This is a genomic window from Pseudomonas sp. HD6422 (genome assembly GCF_025377065.1).
GTDB classification, from domain to species: Bacteria; Pseudomonadota; Gammaproteobacteria; order Pseudomonadales; family Pseudomonadaceae; genus Aquipseudomonas; species Aquipseudomonas putida_U.
The window spans coordinates 88,466-112,841 of record NZ_JAHWIW010000013.1 but is presented as its reverse complement, the minus strand read 5'-3'; the positions used below and the strand labels follow the sequence as shown (position 1 = coordinate 112,841).

The following is a 24,376-nucleotide window of genomic DNA, read 5'->3' as shown; positions in this document are numbered from 1 at the left end:
CAGCGCCTGCTGGTTGGACTTCCCAGGCAGGAAACCGCAAAATGATCGCTTTCCCCCTATCAACCTGTTCGGATCTGCTGACTCTATGCGTATGCGCCTGATGCTGTTGGGTGGTGGCAATGCCCTCGGGCAAGCGCTGATTCGTCTCGGGGCCGAGGAGGACATCGCATTCCTGGCGCCGCGTCCCCCGGAAAATGGCTGGACCCCGGCCAACCTCACCCAGTTGCTCGACGATCATCGCCCCGATGCCCTGGTCAACCTGGCCTATTACTTCGACTGGTTCCAGGCGGAGTCGGTGAGTGACCAGCGCCTGGCTCAACAGGAGCGGGCGGTCGAGCGTCTGGCCGAGTTGTGCCAGCACCATCAGATCACCTTGGTGCAGCCTTCCAGCTACCGGGTGTTCGACGGTTCGCGCGCCACGGCCTACAGCGAAAAGGATGAACCCGTGCCGCTTGGTCAGCGTGGCCAGGCATTGTGGCGAATCGAGCAGAGCGTGCGCGCGGCGAGTCCGCAGCATGTGCTGCTGCGCTTCGGCTGGTTGCTCGACGAGAGCATCGATGGAGCGCTGGGCCGTTTCCTGACCCGTGCCGAGCAACCTCAGGAGCTGCTGCTGGCCGATGACCGACGCGGCAACCCGACGCCGGTCGATGACGCCGCACGGGTGATCCTCTCGGTACTCAAGCAGCTCGACTGCAACGCGCCACTGTGGGGCACCTACCATTACGCCGGCAACGAGGCCACCACATTGCTGGCCTTGGGCCAGGCGATCCTCGCCGAGGCCGGTCAGTACCGCCAGTTGGCGGTGCAGGCGCCGACCCCGCAGGCCCACGCCGCACGCCCCGACGCCAGCGAAGAGCCGCAGCACGCGGTGCTGGCCTGCAAGAAGATCCTTCACACCTTCGGTATCAAGCCACGCGCCTGGCGCGCCGGCTTGCCGCCACTACTGGACCGATTCTACCGCCATGGCTGACGCCCCCATCCTGATCACCGGCGGTGCCGGCTTCATCGGCTCGCACCTGTGCGATGCGTTGCTGGAAAAAGGCTACGCGGTGCGTATTCTCGACGACCTGTCGACCGGCAAGCGCGCCAACCTGCAGATGGACAACCCGCGACTCACCTTGATCGAAGGCGATGTCGCCGATGCCGAACTGGTCCAGCGCGCCGCACAGGGCTGTGGCGCCGTCGTCCACCTGGCGGCAGTGGCCTCGGTGCAGGCATCGGTCGAAGACCCAGTGAAGACCCACCAGAGCAATTTCATCGGCACCCTCAACGTCTGCGAGGCGATGCGCGTGCATGGCATCCGCCGTGTGCTCTTTGCCTCGAGCGCTGCGGTCTACGGCAACAATGGCGAAGGCCAGTCGATCGCCGAGGACACGCCGAAAGCACCGCTGACGCCTTACGCGGTGGACAAGCTGGCCAGCGAGCAGTACCTGGACTTCTATCGCCGCCAGCATGATCTGGAACCGGTGGTGTTCCGCTTCTTCAACATCTTCGGACCACGCCAGGACCCTTCTTCGCCGTACTCCGGGGTGATCAGCATCTTCAGCGAGCGGGTCAGCCAGGGTTTGCCCATTACCGTGTTCGGTGACGGCGAGCAGACCCGCGACTTCCTCTACGTGGGTGATCTGGTGCAGGTGATGGTGCAGGCCCTGGAGCAACAGCAGGTGGAGGAGGGGGCGGTGAACATCGGCCTGAACCAGGCCACCTCGCTGAACCAGCTGCTCAAGGCGCTGGAGCAGGTGGTCGGCAGCCTGCCGGCGATCAGCTATGGCCAGGCACGCTCGGGCGACATCCGTCATTCACGGGCGGACAACCAGCGTCTGCTGGCGCGCTTCGACTTTCCGCAGCCCACGCCAATGGTCGAGGGGTTGGCGCGGCTGCTGGGCAAGGCTTGAGCGAATGACGTCTGCCCTGCAGTCCTGACGGCACAAGGCCGCTGTCATCGGGTCAACGCGAGTCCCGATAGCAGCGGCCTTGTGCTACGAAGGGACGCCAAGCGCCCCTGGCAGATCAGAACTTGTAGCCCAGTCCGACCATGTAGACCCATGGATCGACATCGACGTCGACCTTGGTCTTGCTGTAGCCCAGCGCGGTCGGGCCGTTGACGCTGGCCTTGGTGTCGATGTCGACATACCAGACCGAGGCGTTGACCAGCAGATTGTCGGTGAGCATGTAGTCCATGCCCAACTGCCCGGCGAAGCCTACCGAGTCCTGCAGCTTCAGGTTGCTGAAGCCCTGCTGCTTGCGCTGACTGCTGAGGTCTTCGTCGAAGAACAGGGTGTAGTTGATACCGACGCCGGCGTATGGCTGGAACTTCGAAGTCGGCTCCATCGGGTAGTACTGCAGCGACAAGGTCGGTGGCAGTTGCTTGATGTCGGCCAACTTGCCATCCAGGCCGCCACCCAGGCCCTTGACCCCTACGGTGTGCTTGAACGGGGTGGCCGCCAGCAGTTCCAGACCGACGTGATCGGTGAGCATATAGGCGAAGGTCAGGCCCAGCTGAGTGTCGCTGTCCAGGGTCGCCTTGGTGCCGGAAACCTTGTTGCCGTCGAATTTCAGTGCGCCGCTGTCTTCGTTGGGAGCGGTGGTGATGGCACCTGCGCGAAGGATCATGTCCCCCGCTTGGTAGGCGTTGGCGACAGGGGCTGCGAACGCCAGGGCAATGAGCGAGGCGCCGAGCAAGGACTTGTTCATGGAAGCTCCCAAAGGACGTGAGTAATCGAGTAGTCCAATGGTACGGAGAGGTTCAAACCAAACGTTTGACCCAGCTCAACGAAGCGCTTTCATAATTTCGAAGCGGTTCTCAATTCAGCTCATATGCGTATATTTTCTCGGCTTCCATCTGATAACCCGCGTCGGCCAGTTCACTGCTGGAGTCTTTGACCTGCATCGTGCCCTCGATCCAGTAGGGCTGGTAGAGATCTTCGACGCGCACGCCCATTTCACTGAAGATATGCACGATCTGGTTCGACGGCGGCGGTGGTACATGGATGCATGCGCCGTAGTAAGGCACCAACAGGAACTCGGTGGTGCGGCCTTCTTCGCTCACCTCCAAAGGCACGATGAACCCCGGCAGTTTGACCAATTGCCCGTCCAGGCTTTTTTCAACCGGCGCGTGGGGCGCTTGCTGGGGCGCCGGCGGTGCCGATTCGGCGAGGGCATCGCTCAGTTGCGACAGGTCGTGCATTGGCGTGAGCTGCGGCGCGACGACCGGCGCGCCCTCGGGAATCAGCGCGGGCCAGTCCAGCTCGCGGGGCTCGCCGGCCAGCGCAGGCTGCGCCAGGAAGACCAGCAGGAGCGCGAAGAGGGCACAGAGGTTTCGGATCATGGCACGGGACTCAGAGGTTGATCGACAGGCCATCGGCCAACGACTGCCGATAGGCGCGCCACGCTGGCACGCTGCCCATCAGCAATGCGGCCCCCAGGATGATCGCCAGCAGCGTCCATTCATGGCCGCTCGGCCAGGCCAGCGGCAGGTATAAACCGTAGTTGGCCTGTACGTAGCCCTGGGCCAGGGCAATGCCGCCGTATAGCAGACCCAGCCCGGCGACGCAGCCCGCCACGGCCAGGGCCAGTGCCTCGAGTACCAGCAAACCCGCCACATGCCAGGGGCGCGCCCCTACCGAGCGCAGTATCGCCATTTCCCGGCGGCGCTCGTTGAGGCTGGTGAGAATCGCGGTGAGCATGCCGATCAGTCCGGTCAGCACCACGAACAGCGACACCACGAACAATGCCTGCTCAGCCGTGCCCATCAGGCTCCACAACTCCTGCAGGGCCACGCCGGGGAGGATCGCCAGCAGCGGCTCGCTGCGGTACTCGTTGATCTCGCGCTGCAGGCTGAAGGTGGCGATCTTGCTGTTCAGCCCGAGCATGAAGGCGGTGATTGCCGTGGGCTGCAGATCCATGCTGCGGGCCTGCTCGGCACTGATGCGTCCGGCACCGCGGGCCGGTACGCCGTTGTGCCAGTCGATGTGGATGGCTTCCATGCCGGCCAGGCTGATGTGCAGGGTGCGGTCGACTGGCGTCCCGGTGCGCTTGAGCACGCCGACCACGGTGAAGGGCTTGTCGTCATGCTTGACCAGGCTGATGGCGGCCACGCCATGGGCCAGTACCAGCTTGTCGCCGAGCTTGTAGTGCAGAGCGTCGGCCACTTCGGCACCCAGCACCACCTCGAAGGGATCGCTTTCGAAGGTTCGGCCCTGGCTCAGTTCCAGGTGTTGGCGGTGACCGTACTGGTAGTGGCTGAAGTAGTCGCCGGTAGTGCCCATCACCCTGTAGCCGCGGTGCGAGTCGCCCAGCGAAATCGGGATCGCCCATTTCACACGTGGGTCCTGGGCGTAGTGCTGGTAGCTGTCCCAGCGAATGTTGTTGGTGGCATTGCCGATCCGAAATACCGAGTACAGCAGCAGGTTCACCGACCCCGAGCGGGCGCCGACGATCAAGTCGGTACCGCTGATGGTACTGGCGAAACTGGCCCGGGCCTCGGTGCGTACACGCTCGACGGCCAGCAACAGGCACACCGACAGGGCAATGGCGAAGGCGGTGAGAAAGGCGGTGAAGCGGCGGTTGGCCAGGCTGGCCAGGGCAAGGCGAAGCAGGTACATCAGGCCTCCCGGGGCTTGGCGGCGCGGTTGAGTTCGGCGAGCGACAGGTGACGGTCGAACAGGGGAGCCAGGCTCTGGTCGTGGCTGACGAACAGCAGGCTGGCGCCGGCATCGCGGCATTCGTCGAACAGCAGGCGGATGAACGCTTCGCGGGCATCGGTATCGAGCGCGGAGGTGGGCTCGTCGGCGATCACCAGCTCAGGCTGGCCGATCAGCGCCCGGGCGGCGGCGACCCGCTGCTGCTGGCCGATCGACAGGCTACCGGCGCGCCGGCCGAGCAGGGCTGGATCATCCAGCCCGAGGTGAGACAGCAGTACGCCGGCTGCCTGATCGACGCTGCCATGGCGGCGCGCCGCACGTTCGGCGCGGCTGCGTGAGAAGTGGCAGGGCAGCTCGACGTTTTCGCGCACCGAGAGGAACGGCAACAGGTTGAATTGCTGGAAGATATAGCCGGTGTGATCGACACGAAAGCGGTCTCGCGCGCCCTGGCCCAGGTCTGCGAGATTCTGGCCGAGCAGGCGGATGCTGCCCTGGCCAGGCAGGTTGACCCCGCCCAGCAAGCCCAGCAGCGTGGTCTTGCCGCTGCCACTGGGGCCTTTGAGGAACAATGCCTCGCCGGCCTCCAGGCGCAGTGCGGGAATATCCAGCAGCGGAGCCTGGCCAGGCCAGGCAAACAGCAGGTCATGCAGTTCGAGCAGCGGCTGGTTCATATTCAGAATTCGACCATCGCCTTGGATGGGCTGGTTTCCACACCCTTCTGACCGTTCGGGCCGATCAGTTGCACGTTGATCTTCTGGGTTGCCGGGAAGGCTTTGAACAGTGGGCCGAGGTCGAGTTGGACGAGCTTGGCCGGGGTCGCGCAGGTCAGCTGGTAGTGGGCACCGATGTCGCTGTGCACATGGCCATGTTCGTGCTCGTCACCGTCATCGTCAGCGTGGGGAGCATCACCGAACAGCGGGCTCTGCAGGTCCTGGGATTCTTCCTTGCAGCCTGCCGCAGCGGCCAGGCCGAACAGCTTCAGGGGTTGTTCGAGTTGTTGGCGCACCGCCGCTACCTTGGCCTTATCGGCATCGCTGTTGGCGGCGTGTTCGAAGCCGACCAGGTTCATCGCCGGGCTGTCCAGCTCCAGTTCCAAGGTGTTGCCGTCCAGTGCAACATTGAGCTTGGCCACGCCATGTTCATGGGCGCCGAGGGTGCCATGGGCGTGTTCATGGTCATGATCGTCATGGGCGTTGGCCATGGCCAGGGGCAAGAGGGCGAAAGGCAGGGCGAGCAACAGGCGGCGCATGGACGACTCCGGAGCGAGAGAAATGATTTGGTAATGTTATAACAACTTTTATCGGCGTCGCCAGCCTGCCTTTCGCAGGTTTCATGTTGCTGTAGCATGGTCGCCATCGACCTCCCTTCAAGGAACGCATCGTGAGAATTCGTGGACAGATTGGTGACTGGCCGGTGGACCTGACCATCGAGCTCGAGCCTGAAGAGTGGGCACAACTGGGGCGCCCCAGGGATGTACCTGGGGTCGCCGAGGTGCCTGCGGCGACCACGGCGGCGCCACGCCAGGACGACGGGCAGTGGACGGCAGCGCGTGATCTATTGCGCCAGGCCGGGGAGATGAATGGGCCTGAGCTGCTCGATCGGCTGGAAGGGCTGGCAGGCAGTACCGCGGCGGGCAAGCGGCTACTGGTGCGGTTGCGCCATAGTGCCGATGTGAAGGTGGAGAGTGGCGTGGATGCGCCGGTGTATCACTGGGTGGGATGAGGTTGACGTTAGTGGCTCGCCACTAGGTTTGCAGGGCGGCGCTCGATATCCGCAGCGCCACCCCTCTCCAGCGCACGCCTCAGAACATCGCCGACGACAACCTGCGACGGTACACGCCCACCAACGGATGATCGCCACCGAGCAGCTCGAACACCTGCAACATGGCCTTCTGCGGCAGCCCGTTCTCATAACCTCGATTACGTTGGAACAGCTTCAGCAGCCCATCCAACGCAGCCTCGTATTGCTGGCGCGCCAGTTGCTGAATGCTCAACTGGTAGGCGGCTTCGTCATCCTGTGGGTTTTGCGCCAAACGGCTCTTCAGGTCGGCGACTTCCGGCAGGCTGGCTGCCTGGCGCAGGAAGGTCAGCTGGGCCTTGGCGCCAGCCAGGGCGGCCTTGTGCTCATCGCTCTTGACCGCATCGAGTACGGTCTCGGCTTCGCCCAGTTCACCTCGTTCGGCCAGGCAGCGGGCGTACAGGATCAGCCCTTCGGCATTGCTGTTGTCTTCACCCAGCAGAGCCACCAGCAGCGCCTCGGCCTCGGCGAAGCGGCTCTCGGCGAACAGCGCCTTGGCTTGCTCCAGCGGTGCGGCGGTCGGCGGCGCGGGCATCTGTACGTGCGGTTCGAGCATCGCCCGAATGGCCGACTCAGGCTGGGCGCCGGCAAACCCATCAACCGGCTGGCCATCCTTGAACAGCACCACGGTGGGCAGGCTGCGGATGCCGAACTGGGCAACCACCTGTTGCTCGACATCGCAATTGACCTTGGCCAGCAACAACTCGCCCTGGTAACCCTCGGCGATTTTCGCCAGCAGCGGCATCAGCGCTTTGCAGGGCGCACACCATTCGGCCCAGAAGTCGACCAGCACCGGCTTGTGAAACGAGTTCTCGATCACTGCCTGCTGAAAGTTGGCATCGGTGGCATCGAAAATGTACGGGACTTCTTCGCTGTAGGGAGCTTGGCTCATCATGACTCTCGCAAATCCGTGAATGGCACCACTATAAAGGCTCGCGGCTGGCGTGGTACAGGCTGACCCGGCGGAATTCGTGTGGCTCGGCCAGGTCCGGCAGGGTCAGGGCATCGAGCGTGCCCAATTGCCGATACAGCGGATGGCTGAAGTCGCGCACCCGCGAGTCCGCCACCAGTGCTTGCCGGCCACGGCCGAGGAAGGCATCGAGCAGTGGCAGGTTGGCGCGGTCGTAGAGGACGTCGGCCACCAGAATCAGGTCGAAGCGATCGGCCTCGGCGAAAAAGTCGCTGCTGTAGCCAAGCGTCACGCCATTGAGCGCCGCATTCGCCTGGCACGCTTGCAGAGCCAACGGATCGAGATCGCAAGCCACCACTTCCAGGGCCCCTGCCTGGGCGGCGGCGATGCCGGCAATGCCGGATCCTGCACCGAAGTCCAACACCCGCTTACCTTCGACCCAGTGCGGGTGCTCAGCCAGGTAGTGCGCCATGGCCAGCCCGCTGGCCCAGCAGAAGCACCAGTAGGGCGGTTCTTCGAGGATGCGCCGGGTTTCGTCGCTGCTGAAGGCGCGGTCCATGTTCTGGTCGTCGATCAGCCAGAGTTTCAGGGGGCTTGCAGGCAGTTCACTGACCACCAGGCGCGCTTCGCCGATCAGGCCAGTGAGGGCCTGTTGCAGGGCGCTGGGGACCATTATGGGGCTTTCTCGAAACGCAGCGGGCCGGTGGCCTGGGTCTGGGCCTGGGTGATGCGCAGGGGTGGCAAATGCAGGATCAACTGGCCGGAGCGGCTGGCACGCCCACGCAGTTCGACGCGAGCGCCAGCCGGAAACGCTTCGGGGTTGAAGCGCAGCTGGTAGGGCAGGGCCTGGCCGGTGCCGGTCAGGTTGCTACTGGCCAACAGGCGCTTCGGGCGGTCTCGCTCGTCGATCACCAGCAGCGCCAGCTCGACCTCGGCGCCCGCGGGGACCTCCAGCAAGGTGCCGCTCAGTTCGCGTTGGTAGGCAGGTAGCGGACCCAGGGGCTCGGCTTTTTTCGCCACCTTGGCAGGGCTGGGCGCCGGGGCCTGTTCGGGCTTGGGCCGGTCGCTGCCACAGGCGGCGAGGAGGCCGGAGAGGCACAGTACGACGAGCGCACGAGGCTGCATGGAGTCATCCTTAAAGGGCAGATTTATCTGGATGGTAAACCCTTTGTCTTGTCTTGCCAGTGCAATGCGCTACCATGGCTCTCCCTTTTTTTGTTGCCTGCCACCATGCACTGTCCATTTTGCGGTGCCAACGACACCAAGGTCATCGATTCGCGCCTGGTCGCCGAAGGCGAACAAGTGCGCCGCCGCCGCGAATGCGTCGCCTGCGGCGAGCGCTTCACCACCTTTGAAACCGCCGAGCTGGTGCTGCCCCGGCTGATCAAGCAGGACGGCACCCGCCAGCCTTTCGATGAAGACAAACTGCGCGCCGGGATGCAGCGGGCCCTGGAAAAACGCCCGGTCAGTGTCGAGCGCCTGGAAGCGGCGCTGGCGCATATCAAGAGCCGCCTGCGCGCCACCGGCGAACGCGAGGTCAAGTCACTGGTGGTCGGGGAAATGGTCATGGCCGAGCTGCGCAAGCTCGACGAAGTCGCCTATATCCGCTTCGCCTCGGTGTACCGCAGCTTCCGCGACCTTGACGAATTCCGTGAAGAAATCGACCGTCTGGCCCGCGAGCCCGCCAAAGAATGAGCATGCCCAGCCAGACCGCGATCCTCGACGCCCACTACATGGCCCGTGCACTGGAACTGGCCCGCAAGGGGGTCTACACCACGCACCCCAACCCGCGTGTGGGCTGCGTGATCGTGCGCGACGGCGAGGTGGTGGGCGAGGGCTGGCATGTGCGTGCCGGCGAGCCGCATGCCGAGGTGCATGCCCTGCGCCAGGCCGGTGAGCGTGCCCGTGGCGCCTGCGCCTACGTCACTCTCGAACCGTGCAGCCACCACGGGCGTACCCCGCCGTGCGCCGAGGCGCTGGTCAAGGCCGGCGTAGCACGTGTGGTTGCGGCCATGCAGGACCCCAACCCGCAGGTGGCCGGCACTGGCCTGCGGCGCCTGGCCGAGGCCGGTATCGAGGTGACCAGCGGCGTGCTCGAGGCTGATGCGCGCGCGCTCAATCCAGGTTTCCTCAAACGCATGGAACACGGCCTGCCGTTCGTACGCGCCAAGCTGGCGATGAGCCTGGATGGTCGCACCGCCATGGCCAGCGGCGAGAGCCAGTGGATCACCGGCCCCGCCGCCCGCTCGGCGGTGCAGCGCCTGCGCGCTCGTGCCAGCGTTGTGCTGACCAGTGCCGCCAGCGTGCTGGCCGACAATGCGCGGATGACCGTGCGCGGCGCCGAGCTTGGCCTGGATGTCGAAACCACTGCGCTGGCATTGAGCCGCACGCCGCTGCGCGTGCTGATCGATGGCCGCCTGCGTCTGCCGCTCGACGCGCCATTCTTCCAGGCCGGCCCAGCCCTGGTTGTCACCGCTCAGGCGGCAGACTCGCGGTATGCCGAGGCCGGCCACGAACTGCTCAGCCTGCCTGGCAGCGATGGCCAGGTCGACCTGCCCGCGTTGCTGCGCGTCCTGGCCGCCCGTGGCGTCAACGACATCCTCCTCGAGGCCGGCCCCGGCCTGGTCGGCGCCTTCGCCCGGCAAGGGCTGATCGACGAGTACCAGCTGTTCGTCGCCGGCACCTTCCTCGGTTCCCAGGCCCGGCCGCTGCTGGACTGGCCGCTGAGCCAGATGAGCGAGGCGCCTCGGCTGAAAATCATCGAAATGCGCGCAGTGGGCGATGACTGGCGGGTCACAGCCATCCCTCTGCCAGCACCCGGCGTATAATGCCGGGCTTGCCCCGCGCAACCGTTCCTGAGGAAGCATCATGTTCACCGGCATCATCGAATCCATCGGCACCATCCGCAGCCTGACCCCGAAGGGCGGCGACGTGCGCGTCTACGTCGAGACCGGCAAGCTCGACCTGGGTGACGTCAAGCTCGGCGACAGCATCGCGGTCAATGGCGTGTGCCTGACCGCCGTGGAGTTGCCCGGCGATGGCTTCTGGGCCGACGTCAGTGTCGAGACCCTCAAGCGCACCGCCTTCATCGACCTCAAGAGCGGCAGCAAGGTCAACCTGGAAAAGGCCCTGACCCCCACCACCCGCCTGGGCGGCCATCTGGTCAGCGGCCACGTCGACGGTGTCGGCGAAATCATCTCGCGCAGCGATAACGCCCGCGCCATCCAGTTCCGCCTGCGGGCGCCGAAGGAGCTGGCCAAGTACATCGCCCGTAAGGGTTCGATCACCGTCGACGGCACCAGCCTGACGGTCAATGAGGTCGACGGCGCCGAGTTCGAGCTGACCATCGTCCCGCACACCCTGTCCGAAACCATCATGGCCGACTACCGCGCAGGGCGTCGGGTGAACCTTGAGGTCGATCTGCTGGCCCGTTACCTGGAGCGTCTGCTGCTGGGTGACAAGGCGGCCGAGCCGAGCAAGGGCAGTGGCATAACCGAAAGCTTCCTGGCCGCCAACGGCTTCTTGAAATCCTGATTGAGAGGGGGTGCCAGTGGCGCTCAACAGCATCGAAGAACTGGTCGAAGACATCCGCCAGGGCAAAATGGTCATCCTGATGGATGACGAAGACCGTGAGAACGAAGGCGACATCATCATGGCGGCCGAGTGCTGCCAGCCCGAGCACATCAATTTCATGGCCAAGCACGCTCGTGGCCTGATCTGCATGCCGATGACCCGTGAGCGCTGCGAAACGCTCAAGCTGCCGCTGATGGCGCCGCGCAACGGTTCCGGCTTCGGCACCAAGTTCACCGTGTCGATCGAGGCCGCCGAAGGCGTGACCACCGGCATCTCCGCTGCCGACCGCGCCCGCACCGTGCAAGCTGCCGCAGCCAAGGACGCCAAGGCCGAGGACATCGTCAGCCCGGGGCATATCTTCCCGCTGATGGCCCAGCCCGGCGGCACCCTGGCCCGCGCCGGCCACACCGAGGCCGCTTGCGACCTGGCACGCATGGCCGGCTTCGAGCCGAGCGGCGTGATCTGCGAAGTGATGAACGACGACGGCACCATGTCGCGCCGCGCCGAGCTGGAAGTCTTCGCAGCCGAGCATGGCCTGAAGATCGGCACCATCGCCGACCTGATCCACTACCGCATGATCCACGAGCGTACCGTCCAGCGTGTTTCCGAGCAGCGTATCGAGAGCGAGCTGGGCGAATTCAACCTGGTCACTTACCGCGATGCGGTGGAAGGCGATGTGCACATGGCCCTGACCCTGGGCACCATCTGCGCCGAACAGCCGACCCTGGTGCGCGTGCACAACATGGACCCTTTGCGCGACCTGCTGCTGGTCAAGCAACCGGGTCGCTGGAGCCTGCGTGCCGCCATGGCCGCGGTGGCCGAGGCCGGGAGTGGCGTGGTGCTGCTGCTGGGGCACCCGCTGGACGGCGACGTGTTGCTGGCGCACATCCGCGAAAGCGCGGGCGACGCGCCGGTCAAGGCGCCGACCACCTACAGCACCGTCGGTGCCGGCTCGCAGATCCTGCGCGACCTCGGCGTGCGCAAGATGCGCCTGATGAGTTCGCCGATGAAGTTCAATGCGATATCCGGATTCGATCTGGAAGTTGTAGAATACGTGCCCTCCGAGTGACTTGAGGCGGCGTTCGCGCCCCTGCGCTCGAGTCCAAACCCTGCAGAGGCCGCCCTTGCGCGGCCTCGCTCTTGAAGATGAGAACATCGGAATGACCCTGAAGACCATCGAAGGTACCTTCATCGCCCCCAAAGGTCGCTATGCTTTGGTGGTTGGCCGCTTCAACAGCTTCGTCGTCGAAAGCCTGGTGAGCGGTGCCGTTGATGCCCTGGTACGCCACGGTGTCAGCGAAAGCGACATCACCATCATCCGTGCCCCGGGCGCCTTCGAAATCCCGCTGGTGGCACAGAAAGTCGCCCAGCAAAGCGAATACGACGCGATCATCGCCCTGGGCGCCGTGATCCGTGGCGGTACCCCGCACTTCGAATACGTGGCGGGCGAATGCACCAAGGGCTTGGCCCAGGTGTCGATGGAGTTCGGTGTGCCGGTAGCCTTCGGAGTCCTGACCGTCGATTCCATCGAACAGGCCATCGAGCGTTCCGGCACCAAGGCCGGCAACAAAGGTGCTGAAGCTGCCCTGTCCGCTCTGGAAATGGTCAGCCTGCTGGCGCAGTTGGAGGCCAAGTGATTAGCGACGAAAGCGATCGTTTCAACCCGCGCGATCCAAAACCCGCGGATGCCGGCAAGCCCTCGAAGAGCGCCAAGCGCCGCGAAGCCCGTAAGCTCGCGACCCAGGCCCTCTACCAGTGGCACATGGCTCAGCATTCGCTGAACGAGGTCGAAGCGCAGTTCCGGGTCGATAACGATTTCTCCGATGTCGATGGCGCTTATTTCCGCGAAATCCTGCATGGGGTTCCGGCGATCAAGAGCGAAATCGACAAGGCCCTGGTTCCATGCCTGGACCTGGCCTTGGAAGAGCTCGACCCGGTCGAGCTGGCTGTACTGCGTCTGTCCACCTGGGAGTTCATCAAGCGCGTCGACGTACCGTACCGCGTGGTGATCAACGAAGGCGTGGAACTGGCCAAGGTGTTTGGCGCCACCGACGGGCACAAGTTCGTCAACGGCGTGCTGGACAAGCTCGCGCCGATCCTGCGCGAAGCGGAAGTCAAGGCGGCCAAGCGCTGATTCCAGCGCTGTCCGGCCATGGGTGAGTTCGAGCTGATCAACCACTATTTCGCCGCCGCGCAATGCGCGCAGGGCGGCGAAGGCGTGGCGTTGGGTATCGGCGATGACTGTGCCCTGTTGGACCTGCCTCCCGGCGAGCAACTGGCGGTGTCTACCGACACCCTGGTTGCCGGCGTGCACTTTCCCCGGGTCTGTGACCCTGGCCTGCTCGGCCAGCGTTCGCTGGCCGTGGCCGCCAGTGACCTGGCCGCCATGGGCGCGACCCCGATCGCCTTCACCCTTGCCCTGACCTTGCCGGAAGTCGGCGAGGCCTGGCTGCGTGCCTTTGCCGATGGGCTCGACCGTATGGCGCGACGCTGCCGGCTGGGGTTGATCGGTGGCGACACCACCCGCGGTCCCCTGAGCATCACCGTGACCGTGTTTGGCCGTGTGCCAGCTGGGCAGGCCTTGCGCCGCAGTGGCGCGAGGCCGGGCGATTTGCTGTGCGTGGGCGGCGAGCTGGGCAATGCCGCCGGCGCCCTGCCGTTGGTGCTTGGCGAGCGCGAGGCGCCCAACGCCCTGGCGCAACCCCTGCTCGATCACTACTGGTCACCCTCGCCGCAGTTCGCCCTCGGCCAGTTGCTGCGCGGGCGCGCCACCGCGGCGCTGGACATATCCGATGGCCTGTTGGCCGATTGCGGGCATATTGCCAAGGCATCCGGGGTGGCACTGGAAGTGAACCTGCACCAGGTACCGGTGTCAGCCGCTTTGCAGGGCTTTGTCGGCCCGCAGGCGGCCTTGCAGGCCGCTGTGGCCGGTGGCGACGATTACGTGCTGGCGTTCACCTTGCCACCAGGGCAGCTGTCATCCCTGCAGGCGCAGACCCCCGTTCATGTCATCGGGCGTGTGCTCGAGGGGCAGGGCGTGAGCCTGCGCGATCGCCAAGGTCAGGACATCACCCCGCTGCAGCGGGGCTATCAACATTTTAGGGAGACACCGTGACCGATCACCCCAATCAGGTGCCCGCGGAGTTCGTGCCGCCTTCGGTCTGGCGCAATCCGTGGCATTTCATTGCCTTCGGCTTCGGCTCGGGCACCCTGCCCAAGGCCCCAGGGACCTGGGGCTCGCTGGTGGCTCTGCCATTCATCCCGCTGTGGCAGATGCTCCCGGACTGGGGCTACTGGCTGCTGTTGGGCGTCACCATGCTGTTCGGCTTCTGGCTGTGCGGCAAAGTGGCCACCGACCTGCGCGTCCATGACCACGAAGGCATCGTCTGGGACGAAATGGTCGGCATGTGGATCACCCTCTGGCTGGTGCCGGAGGGCTGGCAATGGCTGCTGGCGGGGTTCCTGCTGTTCCGTTTCTTCGACATCCTCAAGCCATGGCCGATTCGTTGGATCGACCGTCACGTGCATGGCGGCGTAGGGATCATGCTTGATGATATCCTGGCCGGTGTGTTCGCCTGGCTGGGGATGCAGGTCCTGGTCTGGGCGGTGGGCTGATACAGGGAATGGGGCGAAGGTCATGAAGACGTTGTTATTGGCAATGCTGCTGAGCCTGGCCCCCTGGGCCGCTGCCGCCGACGGCCTGCCCAAGCAGGTCCATCTGGTCAGCGAGGAATGGATCGACTATACCAATGCCGATGGCAGCGGAGTGGCCTGGGATGTATTGCGCAAGGTGTTCGAGCCCGCCGGAGTCAAGGTGGTGACCCAGAGCGCGCCCTACAGCCGCGCGATCGGCCTGGTCAAGCGCGGTGAGGCCGATGCCTGGGTCGGTTCGTACAAGGACGAGAACGAAGACAACCTGTATCCGCGTTGGCACTTCGACATGGACCACATCTATGCCCTGGGTCTGGGCAGCAAGCCGATACCAACCCCGCAGACCATCGGCCATTATCGGCTAGCCTGGGTGCGCGGCTATGACTACGGCAGTTACCTGCCCAATGTGCACGACTTTCGCGAGATCCAGCGCCGTGAAGGCATCCTGCCGATGCTCGAGCATGACCGGGTTGATTTCTACATCGATGCCCAGACCGAGGTCGACTATGTGCTTGACCAGACCTCGCAACCCCAGCGGTTCCGGCGCACGCACATCGCCGAACTGCCGTTGTACCTGGCATTTGCCCGCAGCGAGCAGGCCAAGGCCCTGCGTGACCTGTTCGACAGGCGCATGGCCGAACTGGTACGCAGCGGCGAACTGAAGGCGATTTTCGCGCACTGGAAGCAGCCCTATCCGTTCAGTGCCGACAGCAAGCCGCAGTAATGCCAGGGTGGGCCCCATAAGCATCGAACTTTTCGATCTTAAGCGACGGTATTCAGCGCGCCCATACCTGCCAACCTGCTGATACAATCGCATCCAGAGAAATGTCCTACTTATTCCAGGAGCACAACGTGCCCGTCGTCTTTGTTGCCGCCTCTAAGCTTCCGACTCCTTTTGCGACTTTCACCATGCATGGCTTTCTTGACGAAGCCACCGGCCGCGAGCACGTGGTGCTGAGCCTGGGTGATATCGCCGATGGCGAGCCGGTACTGGGGCGTCTGCACTCCGAGTGCCTGACCGGCGATGCCTTGTTCAGCCAGCGCTGCGACTGCGGATCGCAGCTGGAAGCCGCGCTGCAGGCCATCGCCCGAGAAGGCCGTGGCGTGCTGCTGTATCTGCGCCAGGAAGGTCGTGGCATCGGTCTGCTGAACAAGATCCGCGCCTACGAGCTGCAGGACGGCGGCGCCGACACCGTCGAGGCCAACGAACGCCTGGGCTTTGCTGCCGACCAGCGTGACTACGCCATGTGCCTGCCAATGCTCGAGCACCTGGGCGTCAAGTCTCTGCGTTTGATGACCAACAACCCGCGCAAGGTCAAGGCGCTGACCGACATGCACATCACAGTCGCCGAGCGGGTGCCGCTGCATACCGGGCACAACCCGCATAACCGCCTGTACCTGGCCACCAAGGCCGACAAGCTGGGCCACATGATGGGCAACAAGCACCAAGGCGAAGTCCCCCACGCCTGATCGGCTGCGCCGATGCGCCTGTTGCTCTGCCTCCTTGCACTGCTGGCCTGCATCGCCCGGGCCGAGCCGCTGCGGGTGATCAGCCTGGCGCCCTCAATGACTGAAATCATGCTCGAACTGCAGGCCGACGGCCTGCTGGTCGGCGTACTCGACGGCGGCGAGCGACCCGCTGCGCTGCAGGCCTTGCCCTCGGTCGGGCGCCAGGGACAGCTGGATCTCGAACGCCTGGTCAGCCTGCGGCCCGACCTGTTGCTGTTGTGGCCGGGCAGCATTGCCCCGGCCCAGCGCGAGCAGCTCACGCGGTTGGGCATCGCCACCTACAGCGCCGAGCCGCACACCCTTGCACAACTGATCGATCAGATCGATACCCTTGCCCAGCGCCTGGGCCTGGCCGAACGGGGGCAGGTATATGCCAGTGGGTTGCGTCAGCGCCTGCGCCAGTTACGCGAGCGCTATCACCGCGAGCAACCGCTACGGGTGTTCTACCAGGTCTGGGATCGACCGCTGTATACCCTCGGCGGACGGCAGGTGGTCAGCGATGCGTTGGCAGTGTGCGGGGCACGCAATATCTTCGACGACCTGAACCAGCCGGCACCTCAGGTGAGTGTGGAGTCGGTGCTGTTGCGCAATCCGCAGGTGATCCTGGCAGGCGACGCGGCGCAACTGCAGAGCTGGCACGCCTGGTCAGCCATCGACGCGGTGGCGCAGGGGCGTCTGCTGGTGATACCGGACAAGGGGATCGAGCGCCCCAGCGGCCAGATGATCGAGGCCACTGCTCGGCTATGCGCGATGCTTGCGGCTAAAGCGCCGGTGTCCAGGTGAGGCTCAGCAACGCCGTGCGGCCTTCTTCGCGGTAGCCGTAGCTGGCCCCCTCGTAGCTATACAGCGCCCGGCTGTAGCCCTTGTCCAGCAGGTTATCCAGCTTCAGTTCAAGCCTGAGTTCATCGGTTGCCGCCCAGCCTCCGCGTAGGCCCAGCAGGCCATAGCCGCCCAGGCGGTTGCGGTTGGCTTCGTCGTCGTAGCTGGCGCTCACCGCTTGCCAACTGACGCCGAGATCGAAACGCTCGACCTGGCGGTCCAGGTCCAGGCTCAGCGTGCGTCGGGCACGGCGGGCAAGGGTGTGACCGCTGTCGCGGTCGCGGGGGTCGATCAAGGCCAGGCCGAGCTGGCTGTGCCAGGCACCCCATTGCTGATCGAGGGCGATTTCCACGCCGTTGATGCGCGCCGAGGCGACGTTACGGGGGATCGAGTCCTGGCCGAAGATGATCGCATCGCGCAGGTCGGTGCGGTACAGCGAGGTTTCCAGACGGCTGTCGGCGGTCAGTTGGCTGCGCCATTGCAGCTCATAGCTCTTGGACCGTTCGGGCTTGAGGTCCGGGTTGCTGAACTGCGGGTAATACAGATCGTTGAAGGTCGGCGCACGGAAGCCCTCGCTGTACGACAGCAGCAGATCGTTGTCGGCGTTCAGCGGCAGGGTGAGGGTGCCGCTCCAGGTGGTCTGGCCGCCAAACTGCTGATTCTGGTCGCGACGCACGCCCAGCTCGGTGGAGAAGCGCTCAGCGCTGTAGCGATGCTGGATGAAAACTGCACGGTTCCAGCGGCTGTCCTCGGTGAAGTCGGTGCTGGCATGCACGCGATCCTCGTACCAGTCGCCCCCGACCATCAGGTTGTGCTGCTCGGTCAGCGCCAAGTCGTTCTGCCAGGTGATCTGGTCGCGATAGGTATTGAACACGAAGCGCTCGTCGCTGAGCTTGTCGCGTTTATCGTCGCGGTTTTCGCTGTGTGCCACCTCCAGACGCGAGTGCCAGGTGTCGGTCAATTGGGCGTCGAAGTAGGTGCCCAGACTACTGACGCTGAAGTCGGTGTAGGGTTTTTGTCCGAAGCTGTCGAAGGTGACCGGGTCGAAGCGGCCGAATGGGTTGTCGTACTCGCTGCGCCCACGGCTATCGAGCAGGTTCAGCCCGGCTTCGAAGCGTTCGCCGAAGGTATGGCTGAGGCTCAGGTTGAGCGACTGGTTACGGTAGGCATCGTGATCGTTATCGCTGGCGAACGAAGGACCGGTGGCGTCGATGCCGGCGGTTTCGTCCAGGCTGGCGCCGAGGTTGAAGCGCGTGGCGCCGTCATTGCCGGACACGCCCAGGCTGCGTTGCCAGGTGTGATTGCTGCCAGCAGCCAGGCGCAGCCGAGGGTGCAGGCCGGCACCGCTGGCGCGGCGGGTGAAGATCTGGATCACCCCACCGATGGCATCGCTGCCGTACAGCGCCGAGCGCGAGCCACGCAGCACCTCGACGCGCTCGATCTGGTCGACATCGAGAAACTGCAGGCCGCTGTCGCCGGAGGTGGCGTTGGCGATGCGTACCCCGTCCACCAGCACCAGACTTTGGGCCGCCTTGGTGCCGCGGATGAAGATGCCCGGCAGGCTGCCACGGCCACCGGTCGGCGCCACCTGCACGCCGGGTACGCGGGTGAGCAGGTCGGTGACGCTGGTGGGCTGCAGGCGGTCGATGTCGTCACGGGTGAAGACGGTGTTGGCGGCACTGGTGGCGATGCGCGATTCGACCTGGCGGTTGGCGCTGATGAGTACATCGGGGAGTTTCAGCGCGTCGTCGCGTTCGGCGGCCAGCAGGAATGTGGGGGCGCAGAGTAAAGCGGCACAGGCAGATTTTTTCATTGGCGGTTCCAACGTATTCGCGGGACAAGCCCGCTCCCACAGGCACACCACAAGTCTTGAAATTTGTGGGGTCCCTGTGGGAGCGGGCTTGTCCCGCGAAAGGGCCCTACAGACCCAGCTTGGCCATCCGGGCCTTCACCGAGGCTTCGATGCCAGTCACATCCAGGCCACATTCTGCGAGCATCTGCGCAGGTTTTGCATGCTCCACGTAGATGTCCGGCAGCCCCAGGTTCAACAGCGGCTTGACCACTGCCTCACGGGCCAGGAACTCGCCTACGGCAGCGCCGGCGCCGCCCATGATGGCGTTTTCCTCGATGGTCACCAGCAACTCATGGCTGCCGGCCAGCTCAAGTACCAGAGCTTCGTCCAGCGGCTTGACGAAGCGCATGTCGACCACGGTGGCGTCGATCTGCTCGGCCACCTGCAGGGCTTCGGCCAGTTGCACGCCGAACACCAGCAGGGCGACTTTCTGGCCCTTGCGACGAACCACGCCCTTGCCGATTTCCATTGGCTCCAGATCGCCGCTGATCGGGGCGTTGGGGCCGGTGCCACGGGGATAGCGCACCGCCGCCGGACCGTTGTAGAGGTGGCCGGTACTGAGCATCTTGCGCAGTTCGTTTTCGTCGCTCGGGGTCATCACCAGCATGCCGGGGATGCAGCGCAGGTACGAAAGGTCATAGCTGCCAGCGTGGGTCGGGCCGTCCTCGCCGACCAGGCCCGCACGGTCGATGGCGAACAGCACGTCGAGGTTCTGTACCGCCACATCGTGGATCAACTGGTCGTAGGCGCGCTGGAGGAAGGTCGAATAGATCGCCACCACCGGCTTGGCGCCTTCGCAGGCCATGCCGGCAGCGAAGGTCACCGCGTGCTGCTCGGCGATCGCCACGTCGAAGTAGCGCTCCGGGTAGCGTTCGCTGAAGGCCACCAGGTCGGAGCCTTCCTTCATCGCCGGGGTGATGCCGACCAGGCGGTTATCGGCAGCCGCCATGTCGCACAGCCATTGGCCAAAGACTGCAGAATACTTCGGCCCGCTGGGCTTCTTCGGCGCTGCGGGCTTGTCGGCAGGCTCGAGCTTGGTGATCGCGTGGTAGCCGATCGGATCGATTTCGGCCGGAGCGAAACCCTTGCCCTTCTTGGTCACCACGTGCAGGAACTGCGGGCCTTTGAGGTCACGCATGTTACGCAGGGTGGCGATCATGGTCGGCAGGTCGTGCCCGTCGATCGGGCCGATGTAATTCCAGCCCAGTTCCTCGAACAGGGTGCCAGGCACCAGCATGCCTTTGGCGTATTCCTCGGTGCGACGGGCGATTTCCCAGGCACCCGGCAGGCGCGACAGCACTTTCTTGCTGCCTTCGCGCATGCTCGCGTAGGTGCGGCTGGAGAGGATCTTGGCCAGGTAGTTGGACAGGCCACCGACATTGCGCGAAATCGACATGTCGTTGTCGTTGAGGATCACCAGCATGTTGGCGTCCACTTCCTGGGCGTGGTTCAGCGCCTCGAAGGCCATGCCTGCGGTCAAGGCGCCGTCGCCGATCACGGCGATGGCCTTGCGTGGGTCATTCTGCAGCCGGGCGGCGATGGCCATGCCCAAGGCGGCGCTGATCGAGGTGCTGGAGTGACCGACGCCAAAGGTGTCGTACTCGCTCTCGCTGCGGCGCGGGAAGGCGGCGATGCCGTCCTTCTGGCGCAGGGTCAGCATGCGGTTGCGCCGCCCGGTGAGGATCTTGTGCGGGTAGGCTTGGTGGCCGACGTCCCACACCAGGCGGTCATCCGGTGTGTCGAAGACATAGTGCAGGGCGATCGTCAGCTCGATGACACCAAGGCCGGCGCCGAAATGCCCACCGGTCTGACCCACGGTGTAGAGCAACTCCTGGCGCAACTCGTCGGCCAGGGTCTCCAGGTCGGCTTCGGCCAACCGGCGCAGGCCGGCGGGCGTGTCAGCGCGGTCGAGCAACGGCGTGACCGGGCGTTCGCGGGGGATCTCTTGAAACGTCGTGGGCATCAGGCGAGTCGTTATAGGTGTGAAGACGCGGCAGTTTACCCCATTGTAGGAAAAGCTGCCCCTGTGGGAGCGGGCTTGCCCGCGAAGGGCTGCAAAGCAGCCCCGGTCAATCAATGGCGGCGTTCGACGATATAGCGCGCCAACGCCCGCAAAGGCTCTGCATTTTCGCCGAACCCTTCCAGTGCGACCAGCGCCTGGTCGCGCAGTTCGATTGCATAGGTCTTGGCGGCATCCAGGCCGAGCAGAGCAGGGTAGGTCGGCTTGTCGCGGGCGATATCTGCACCCTGGCGTTTGCCCAGGGTGGCAGTGTCACTCTCCACGTCGAGGATGTCGTCCTGCACCTGGAACGCCAGGCCAATTGCCTGGGCATAGATCTGCAGGGCATCCAGCTGGGGCTGCTCGGCGCGAGCGCTGGCCAGGGCGCCGAGGCGCACGCTGGCCTCGATCAGGGCGCCGGTCTTGTGCCGGTGCATGTATTCCAGGGCCTTCTGGTCGAGCTTGATGCCCACCGAGCCCAGGTCGATAGCCTGCCCACCGACCATACCTGCGGGGCCTGCGGCCTTGGCCAGGGTCTGGACCATGGCCAGACGAATGGCATCCGGCTGCGGGCTCAGGCGTGGGTCGAGCAGGGCGCTGAAGGCCAGGCTCTGCAGGCCGTCACCGGCCAGAATGGCGCAGGCTTCGTCGAACGCCTTGTGGGTAGTCGGTTGGCCACGGCGCAGGTCGTCGTCGTCCATGGCCGGCAGGTCGTCATGGACCAGCGAATAGGCGTGGATCAGTTCCACCGCACAGGCGGCGCCGTTGGCCTGTTCGGCCGGGGCGCCGAGGGCTTCGCAGGCAGCATAGGCGAGCAGCGGGCGGACCCGCTTGCCGCCGTTCATCACGCTGTAACGCATCGCGGCGTAGAGCCGTTCAAGTTCCTTGGACGGTGCCTGGAACAGCGGCTCGAGGGCGTTGTCGACACGTGCCTGGCTGCTGGCCTGGTAGCTGGCGATCATTCCTCTGGCTCCGCGTCGAAGGGCTGGGCGGCCAGCTCGCCGTCGCGTTCCAGGAGAATCTGCACCTTCTGTTCGGCCTGGGCCAGCGCCCCCTGGCAGTCGCGGGTCAGGGCGATGCCCTGCTCGAACGCGGCCAGCGAGTCTTCCAGCGACAGTTCGCCGTTCTCCAGGCGCTCGACCAGGGCTTGCAGGTCAGCGAGGGATTGTTCGAAATCGATGGAGGCTTTTTTGCGGGCCATGGCGACTGTCTCGGAGGCTGGTCAGAACGGCGCGACACTAGCAGAGAGGGGCGGGGGGAGCAAACTTGTGTGGGGTGTTGGAGGGGCCTGGCTGGGGTTTGGCGGCGCTCGACATCCGCGGCGCCAAACCTACCAAGACGAACACTCATCCGCCATCAAACGCTCTCGGCCTCCACCTCCAGCTCCACCAGCGCCTGACGATAGCGAGCCAGTTCCTCGATGGTCAGCACCGGCAGGTTGTACTGGCGCGCATACACGGCGACCTCTTCCCCCCGGGCCATGCTGCCATCTGGGTTCATCAGCTCGCACAGTACGGCAGCCGGGCGCAGGCCGGCCAGGCGCGCCAGGTCCACCGATCCTTCGGTATGACCACGCCGGGTCAGCACGCCGCCGTCACGTGCGCGCAGTGGGAACACGTGGCCTGGGCTGACGATGTGGCGCTGCTGCGCGGTCGAGCGCAGGGCGGCTTCGATGGTGGTGATGCGGTCCTGGGCCGAAACGCCGGTGGTGACCCCTTCGGCCGCTTCGATGGTGACGGTGAAGCCGGTGCCGTGGCGGGCCTGGTTGTTCTGCACCATCGGCGCCAATTGCAAGGCGTCGACGGTGGCTTCGTCCAGGCACAGACAGACGATGCCGCTGCAGTCGCGGATCATCATGGCCATGGTCTGCAGCGAGAGGTTCTCGGCGGCGGCAACGATGTCCGCTTCGTCCTCGCGATCGTCGTCATCGAGCAGCAGAACAGGGCGCCCGGCCTGGAAGGCGGCGATAGCGGCGGTGACGTTGGGGTATTGCTTGAACAGCGTGGAAGACATGAAACGCTCCTCGTAAAGGTCGATGAACGTCTCGGGGCGAACAAAATGCGCGCGCAAGGGCGCCCGAATGGCCCTTGGCTGACGCCTTCTTTCATCCGGACTATGACCGTCGGCCCTGGAATCTCACCAGGTCTGCTGACCCCCGACATGGTCGGGGCGCTCGCGGGCTCATCTTTCGATTTACCGCCGGTGGGGACTTTCACCCCGCCCTGAAGACCGCGCCAGCATACAGCAGTCTGCCACGGGTGTGGCAAGCCGCAGGCCTACGACCTTCGGCGATAGCGTAGATAGGCGAGGGAAGTGGCTATCTACCATCTTCGGTTCTGTGCGCTGCCCTAGAGTGGGCCTCCGTCCGCCAGGTACTGTGCCACAGTCGATGCGAAAACCCCGAAAGCCTAGTGCCCCACCCGGACTACAATGGCGCACCATTCGCCAACGTGCCGCACCTGGACCGGACGTTCAGTATCGAGCGTAACCCCAAGGCCAACTTCCCCTGTTCCTATCTGCAATACGCAGAGGTTGTGCATGCCGGCATGATCGCCAAAGAGACCCGCCAGCGCATGGTCCAGGCCTGCTGCTCGACCCTGCAGCGGGCCCAGGCGCAAATGCCGAACATTTCCATCGAGGCGTTTCGCGAGCTGAGCCTGTATGTGCTCAAGTACATCTACCCTTGAGGCACGGGCCGGGCGTGCTCCTGGGGATTGGACATCAACTCGATCACCCGGTGCAGCGAGGCGGGCAGCATCGGGCCATGCCCCAGGCCATCGAAGCGTTCGAAGCGTACTGTTAGCCCCCGGACGTTGCCCAACTGCGCTGCGAGCCTGCGTGCGGGCCCTTCTTCGTCACCCTTCGACGGCTTGCCGGGGCGTGCGGGCTCGACGCCGCCGCGCATCAGCAACAGGTGCGCACGGCTGCGGCCCAGACGCTGTTGCAGGCCCTCGGCCTCGTTCACGATGGCGCCGTCATGCCACCACAGTGACGGGCTGGCAGCCGCATAGTCGCTGAACTCGCCTGGGTGGTCGAACAGTGCGTGCAGCACCGCCAGGCCGCCGTAGGAGTGGCCCCAAAGGGTCTGGCGGGTGGGATCGATTGGCGCGACGCTGGCAACCATCGGCCGCATGCGCTGACGCAGCAATTCGAAAAACACCTCGACGCCGCCGCTGGCTTGGCCGGTCAACGGATCGAGTTGCTGCGCCTGCCCCGGCAGTGCCGGGGTGTAGTCGTAGGTGCGGCCAGTGCGCTCGATACGCTGCTCGGTCTGGTAACCCACTGCCACCAGCAGCGGCGCCTGGCCGGCGGCGAGCTTGTTCAGCAGGTCGGCATCATCCAGCGCGCCGATCGCGGCGTTGCCATCGAGCATCCACAACACCGGGTAGCCCGCAGCGGGAGCAGGGCGTTCGGGCTTGCCGATCCACAGGCGGTAATGGCGTTTGCCGTCAGCCGAATCGAGGTCGAGGTGGCTGAAGTGGTAGGCCAGGTCCTGGCGTTGCAACAGGCGGGTGTCCATCTTCTGGTCACGCTCGGGCTGGCCCAGGACGACCGGCGCGGCAAGGGCCAGGGCCAGGGCGAGGGACAGGGTCAGCTTGCTCATCGAAACTCTCTTCGGGCGT

At 64.9% G+C, this 24,376-nt stretch carries 29 protein-coding genes and 1 riboswitch; of the genes, 15 read left to right on the top strand and 14 right to left on the bottom strand.

Going from position 1 to position 24,376, the window contains the following annotated elements:
- Positions 1-85: 85 nt before the first annotated feature.
- Together KY379_RS11915 and KY379_RS11910 are read left to right on the top strand one after the other, a co-directional pair.
- Complete coding sequence (locus KY379_RS11915) at positions 86-970, top strand: sugar nucleotide-binding protein (protein ID WP_133330075.1); 885 nt, start codon at positions 86-88, stop codon at positions 968-970.
- Positions 963-1,895, top strand: coding sequence for an NAD-dependent epimerase/dehydratase family protein (locus tag KY379_RS11910; protein WP_133330077.1), 933 nt, complete (start codon positions 963-965; stop codon positions 1,893-1,895). The genes KY379_RS11915 and KY379_RS11910 overlap by 8 nt, the downstream gene beginning before the upstream one ends.
- Before the next feature lie 115 nt (positions 1,896-2,010).
- Here KY379_RS11910 and KY379_RS11905 read toward each other — a convergent pair whose 3' ends face one another.
- The 5 genes from KY379_RS11905 to KY379_RS11885 form a co-directional block, all read right to left on the bottom strand.
- Positions 2,011-2,694 carry an OmpW/AlkL family protein gene (locus KY379_RS11905; protein WP_133330079.1) on the bottom strand — a complete coding sequence of 228 codons (684 nt, stop codon included), beginning with the start codon at positions 2,692-2,694 and terminating at the stop codon, positions 2,011-2,013.
- Between the two features lie 109 nt (positions 2,695-2,803).
- Positions 2,804-3,328 carry a DUF3299 domain-containing protein gene (locus tag KY379_RS11900; protein WP_261240128.1) on the bottom strand — a complete coding sequence of 175 codons (525 nt, stop codon included), beginning with the start codon at positions 3,326-3,328 and terminating at the stop codon, positions 2,804-2,806.
- Positions 3,329-3,338: 10 nt separating this feature from the next.
- Positions 3,339-4,604 carry an ABC transporter permease gene (locus KY379_RS11895; protein ID WP_261240126.1) on the bottom strand — a complete coding sequence of 422 codons (1,266 nt, stop codon included), beginning with the start codon at positions 4,602-4,604 and terminating at the stop codon, positions 3,339-3,341.
- Positions 4,604-5,314, bottom strand: a complete 711-nt coding sequence (locus KY379_RS11890) for an ATP-binding cassette domain-containing protein (protein ID WP_196173209.1) — start codon at positions 5,312-5,314, stop codon at positions 4,604-4,606. Before KY379_RS11890 ends, KY379_RS11895 begins: the two co-directional genes overlap by 1 nt.
- A gap of 2 nt (positions 5,315-5,316) precedes the next feature.
- On the bottom strand, positions 5,317-5,892 hold the full coding sequence (locus KY379_RS11885; protein WP_261240125.1) for a DUF2796 domain-containing protein: 576 nt from the start codon (positions 5,890-5,892) through the stop codon (positions 5,317-5,319).
- A gap of 131 nt (positions 5,893-6,023) precedes the next feature.
- Here KY379_RS11885 and KY379_RS11880 point away from each other — a divergent pair, with 131 nt between their 5' ends.
- Positions 6,024-6,365 carry a hypothetical protein gene (locus KY379_RS11880; RefSeq protein ID WP_133330089.1) on the top strand — a complete coding sequence of 114 codons (342 nt, stop codon included), beginning with the start codon at positions 6,024-6,026 and terminating at the stop codon, positions 6,363-6,365.
- A 79-nt stretch (positions 6,366-6,444) separates the two neighbouring features.
- Here the strand turns inward: KY379_RS11880 and trxA are convergent, their stop codons facing one another.
- From trxA to KY379_RS11865, 3 genes are read right to left on the bottom strand one after another with little or no spacing between them, the layout of a single operon-like run.
- A complete protein-coding gene (trxA, locus tag KY379_RS11875) occupies positions 6,445-7,332 on the bottom strand; it encodes a thioredoxin (RefSeq protein WP_133330091.1) in 888 nt (295 codons plus the stop codon).
- Between the two features lie 31 nt (positions 7,333-7,363).
- Positions 7,364-8,023, bottom strand: a complete 660-nt coding sequence (locus KY379_RS11870; protein ID WP_133330093.1) for a class I SAM-dependent methyltransferase — start codon at positions 8,021-8,023, stop codon at positions 7,364-7,366.
- On the bottom strand, positions 8,023-8,475 hold the full coding sequence (locus tag KY379_RS11865; protein ID WP_261240124.1) for a YbaY family lipoprotein: 453 nt from the start codon (positions 8,473-8,475) through the stop codon (positions 8,023-8,025). The genes KY379_RS11870 and KY379_RS11865 overlap by 1 nt, the downstream gene beginning before the upstream one ends.
- A 105-nt stretch (positions 8,476-8,580) precedes the next feature.
- Here KY379_RS11865 and nrdR point away from each other — a divergent pair, with 105 nt between their 5' ends.
- The 11 genes from nrdR (at position 8,581) to KY379_RS11810 (ending at position 16,866) form a co-directional block, all read left to right on the top strand.
- Positions 8,581-9,045, top strand: coding sequence for a transcriptional regulator NrdR (nrdR, locus tag KY379_RS11860; RefSeq protein WP_165976087.1), 465 nt, complete (start codon positions 8,581-8,583; stop codon positions 9,043-9,045).
- Between the two features lie 2 nt (positions 9,046-9,047).
- Positions 9,048-10,178 (top strand): bifunctional diaminohydroxyphosphoribosylaminopyrimidine deaminase/5-amino-6-(5-phosphoribosylamino)uracil reductase RibD, encoded by a 1,131-nt coding sequence (ribD, locus tag KY379_RS11855; protein ID WP_196173204.1) that lies wholly within the window; start codon positions 9,048-9,050, stop codon positions 10,176-10,178.
- Between the two features lie 40 nt (positions 10,179-10,218).
- Positions 10,219-10,884 (top strand): riboflavin synthase, encoded by a 666-nt coding sequence (locus KY379_RS11850; protein WP_261240123.1) that lies wholly within the window; start codon positions 10,219-10,221, stop codon positions 10,882-10,884.
- Between the two features lie 16 nt (positions 10,885-10,900).
- Positions 10,901-11,992, top strand: a complete 1,092-nt coding sequence (gene ribBA / locus KY379_RS11845; RefSeq protein WP_133330103.1) for a bifunctional 3,4-dihydroxy-2-butanone-4-phosphate synthase/GTP cyclohydrolase II — start codon at positions 10,901-10,903, stop codon at positions 11,990-11,992.
- Positions 11,993-12,083: 91 nt separating this feature from the next.
- Positions 12,084-12,560: a 6,7-dimethyl-8-ribityllumazine synthase gene (ribE, locus tag KY379_RS11840; protein ID WP_133330105.1), complete on the top strand. Its 477-nt coding sequence runs from the start codon at positions 12,084-12,086 to the stop codon at positions 12,558-12,560.
- Positions 12,557-13,057 carry a transcription antitermination factor NusB gene (gene nusB / locus KY379_RS11835; protein ID WP_261240122.1) on the top strand — a complete coding sequence of 167 codons (501 nt, stop codon included), beginning with the start codon at positions 12,557-12,559 and terminating at the stop codon, positions 13,055-13,057. The genes ribE and nusB overlap by 4 nt, the downstream gene beginning before the upstream one ends.
- Before the next feature lie 18 nt (positions 13,058-13,075).
- Positions 13,076-14,038, top strand: a complete 963-nt coding sequence (gene thiL, locus KY379_RS11830; RefSeq protein WP_133330110.1) for a thiamine-phosphate kinase — start codon at positions 13,076-13,078, stop codon at positions 14,036-14,038.
- Positions 14,035-14,538 (top strand): phosphatidylglycerophosphatase A, encoded by a 504-nt coding sequence (locus KY379_RS11825; RefSeq protein WP_133330112.1) that lies wholly within the window; start codon positions 14,035-14,037, stop codon positions 14,536-14,538. Before thiL ends, KY379_RS11825 begins: the two co-directional genes overlap by 4 nt.
- 22 nt (positions 14,539-14,560) lie before the next feature.
- Positions 14,561-15,298: a substrate-binding periplasmic protein gene (locus KY379_RS11820; protein WP_261240120.1), complete on the top strand. Its 738-nt coding sequence runs from the start codon at positions 14,561-14,563 to the stop codon at positions 15,296-15,298.
- 128 nt (positions 15,299-15,426) lie between these two features.
- The gene (ribA, locus tag KY379_RS11815) at positions 15,427-16,044 is read left to right on the top strand and encodes a GTP cyclohydrolase II (RefSeq protein WP_133330116.1); all 618 of its coding nucleotides are present in this window, start codon (positions 15,427-15,429) and stop codon (positions 16,042-16,044) included.
- Between the two features lie 12 nt (positions 16,045-16,056).
- Entirely contained in the window at positions 16,057-16,866 is an 810-nt protein-coding gene (locus tag KY379_RS11810) for a cobalamin-binding protein (RefSeq protein WP_133330118.1), read from the top strand.
- Here KY379_RS11810 and KY379_RS11805 read toward each other — a convergent pair.
- The 5 genes from KY379_RS11805 to ribB all read right to left on the bottom strand — a co-directional run bounded on the left by KY379_RS11805 (position 16,844) and on the right by ribB (position 22,766).
- On the bottom strand, positions 16,844-18,715 hold the full coding sequence (locus KY379_RS11805; RefSeq protein ID WP_261240119.1) for a TonB-dependent receptor domain-containing protein: 1,872 nt from the start codon (positions 18,713-18,715) through the stop codon (positions 16,844-16,846). The genes KY379_RS11810 and KY379_RS11805 overlap by 23 nt on opposite strands.
- A 106-nt stretch (positions 18,716-18,821) precedes the next feature.
- Positions 18,822-20,717, bottom strand: a complete 1,896-nt coding sequence (gene dxs / locus KY379_RS11800; protein ID WP_261240118.1) for a 1-deoxy-D-xylulose-5-phosphate synthase — start codon at positions 20,715-20,717, stop codon at positions 18,822-18,824.
- A gap of 110 nt (positions 20,718-20,827) precedes the next feature.
- The gene (ispA, locus tag KY379_RS11795) at positions 20,828-21,715 is read right to left on the bottom strand and encodes a (2E,6E)-farnesyl diphosphate synthase (RefSeq protein WP_133330125.1); all 888 of its coding nucleotides are present in this window, start codon (positions 21,713-21,715) and stop codon (positions 20,828-20,830) included.
- Entirely contained in the window at positions 21,712-21,954 is a 243-nt protein-coding gene (locus KY379_RS11790) for an exodeoxyribonuclease VII small subunit (RefSeq protein ID WP_133330127.1), read from the bottom strand. Before KY379_RS11790 ends, ispA begins: the two co-directional genes overlap by 4 nt.
- Positions 21,955-22,109: 155 nt before the next feature.
- On the bottom strand, positions 22,110-22,766 hold the full coding sequence (gene ribB, locus KY379_RS11785; RefSeq protein ID WP_261240117.1) for a 3,4-dihydroxy-2-butanone-4-phosphate synthase: 657 nt from the start codon (positions 22,764-22,766) through the stop codon (positions 22,110-22,112).
- A gap of 79 nt (positions 22,767-22,845) precedes the next feature.
- Positions 22,846-22,987: riboswitch (FMN riboswitch) on the bottom strand.
- Positions 22,988-23,164: 177 nt separating this feature from the next.
- Here ribB and KY379_RS11780 point away from each other — a divergent pair.
- Positions 23,165-23,440: a hypothetical protein gene (locus KY379_RS11780; RefSeq protein WP_261240116.1), complete on the top strand. Its 276-nt coding sequence runs from the start codon at positions 23,165-23,167 to the stop codon at positions 23,438-23,440.
- On the opposite strand, the gene KY379_RS11775 is transcribed toward KY379_RS11780, so the two are convergent.
- The gene (locus KY379_RS11775; protein ID WP_196173194.1) at positions 23,431-24,357 is read right to left on the bottom strand and encodes an alpha/beta hydrolase; all 927 of its coding nucleotides are present in this window, start codon (positions 24,355-24,357) and stop codon (positions 23,431-23,433) included. The two genes, KY379_RS11780 and KY379_RS11775, sit on opposite strands and share 10 nt — an antisense overlap.
- Between the last annotated feature and the right edge of the window lie 19 nt (positions 24,358-24,376).

Bases quoted from the DNA above. Each gene is read 5' to 3' on its own strand.
- KY379_RS11915 (WP_133330075.1), top strand. From the start codon at position 86: ATGCGTATGCGCCTGATGCTGTTGGGTGGTGGCAATGCCCTCGGGCAA.
- KY379_RS11910 (WP_133330077.1), top strand. From the start codon at position 963: ATGGCTGACGCCCCCATCCTGATCACCGGCGGTGCCGGCTTCATCGGC.
- KY379_RS11905 (WP_133330079.1), bottom strand. From the start codon at position 2,694: ATGAACAAGTCCTTGCTCGGCGCCTCGCTCATTGCCCTGGCGTTCGCA.
- KY379_RS11900 (WP_261240128.1), bottom strand. From the start codon at position 3,328: ATGATCCGAAACCTCTGTGCCCTCTTCGCGCTCCTGCTGGTCTTCCTG.
- KY379_RS11895 (WP_261240126.1), bottom strand. From the start codon at position 4,604: ATGTACCTGCTTCGCCTTGCCCTGGCCAGCCTGGCCAACCGCCGCTTC.
- KY379_RS11890 (WP_196173209.1), bottom strand. From the start codon at position 5,314: ATGAACCAGCCGCTGCTCGAACTGCATGACCTGCTGTTTGCCTGGCCT.
- KY379_RS11885 (WP_261240125.1), bottom strand. From the start codon at position 5,892: ATGCGCCGCCTGTTGCTCGCCCTGCCTTTCGCCCTCTTGCCCCTGGCC.
- trxA (WP_133330091.1), bottom strand. From the start codon at position 7,332: ATGAGCCAAGCTCCCTACAGCGAAGAAGTCCCGTACATTTTCGATGCC.
- KY379_RS11870 (WP_133330093.1), bottom strand. From the start codon at position 8,023: ATGGTCCCCAGCGCCCTGCAACAGGCCCTCACTGGCCTGATCGGCGAA.
- KY379_RS11865 (WP_261240124.1), bottom strand. From the start codon at position 8,475: ATGCAGCCTCGTGCGCTCGTCGTACTGTGCCTCTCCGGCCTCCTCGCC.
- nrdR (WP_165976087.1), top strand. From the start codon at position 8,581: ATGCACTGTCCATTTTGCGGTGCCAACGACACCAAGGTCATCGATTCG.
- ribD (WP_196173204.1), top strand. From the start codon at position 9,048: ATGCCCAGCCAGACCGCGATCCTCGACGCCCACTACATGGCCCGTGCA.
- KY379_RS11850 (WP_261240123.1), top strand. From the start codon at position 10,219: ATGTTCACCGGCATCATCGAATCCATCGGCACCATCCGCAGCCTGACC.
- ribE (WP_133330105.1), top strand. From the start codon at position 12,084: ATGACCCTGAAGACCATCGAAGGTACCTTCATCGCCCCCAAAGGTCGC.
- thiL (WP_133330110.1), top strand. From the start codon at position 13,076: ATGGGTGAGTTCGAGCTGATCAACCACTATTTCGCCGCCGCGCAATGC.
- KY379_RS11820 (WP_261240120.1), top strand. From the start codon at position 14,561: ATGAAGACGTTGTTATTGGCAATGCTGCTGAGCCTGGCCCCCTGGGCC.
- KY379_RS11810 (WP_133330118.1), top strand. From the start codon at position 16,057: ATGCGCCTGTTGCTCTGCCTCCTTGCACTGCTGGCCTGCATCGCCCGG.
- KY379_RS11805 (WP_261240119.1), bottom strand. From the start codon at position 18,715: ATGAAAAAATCTGCCTGTGCCGCTTTACTCTGCGCCCCCACATTCCTG.
- dxs (WP_261240118.1), bottom strand. From the start codon at position 20,717: ATGCCCACGACGTTTCAAGAGATCCCCCGCGAACGCCCGGTCACGCCG.
- ispA (WP_133330125.1), bottom strand. From the start codon at position 21,715: ATGATCGCCAGCTACCAGGCCAGCAGCCAGGCACGTGTCGACAACGCC.
- KY379_RS11790 (WP_133330127.1), bottom strand. From the start codon at position 21,954: ATGGCCCGCAAAAAAGCCTCCATCGATTTCGAACAATCCCTCGCTGAC.
- ribB (WP_261240117.1), bottom strand. From the start codon at position 22,766: ATGTCTTCCACGCTGTTCAAGCAATACCCCAACGTCACCGCCGCTATC.
- KY379_RS11775 (WP_196173194.1), bottom strand. From the start codon at position 24,357: ATGAGCAAGCTGACCCTGTCCCTCGCCCTGGCCCTGGCCCTTGCCGCG.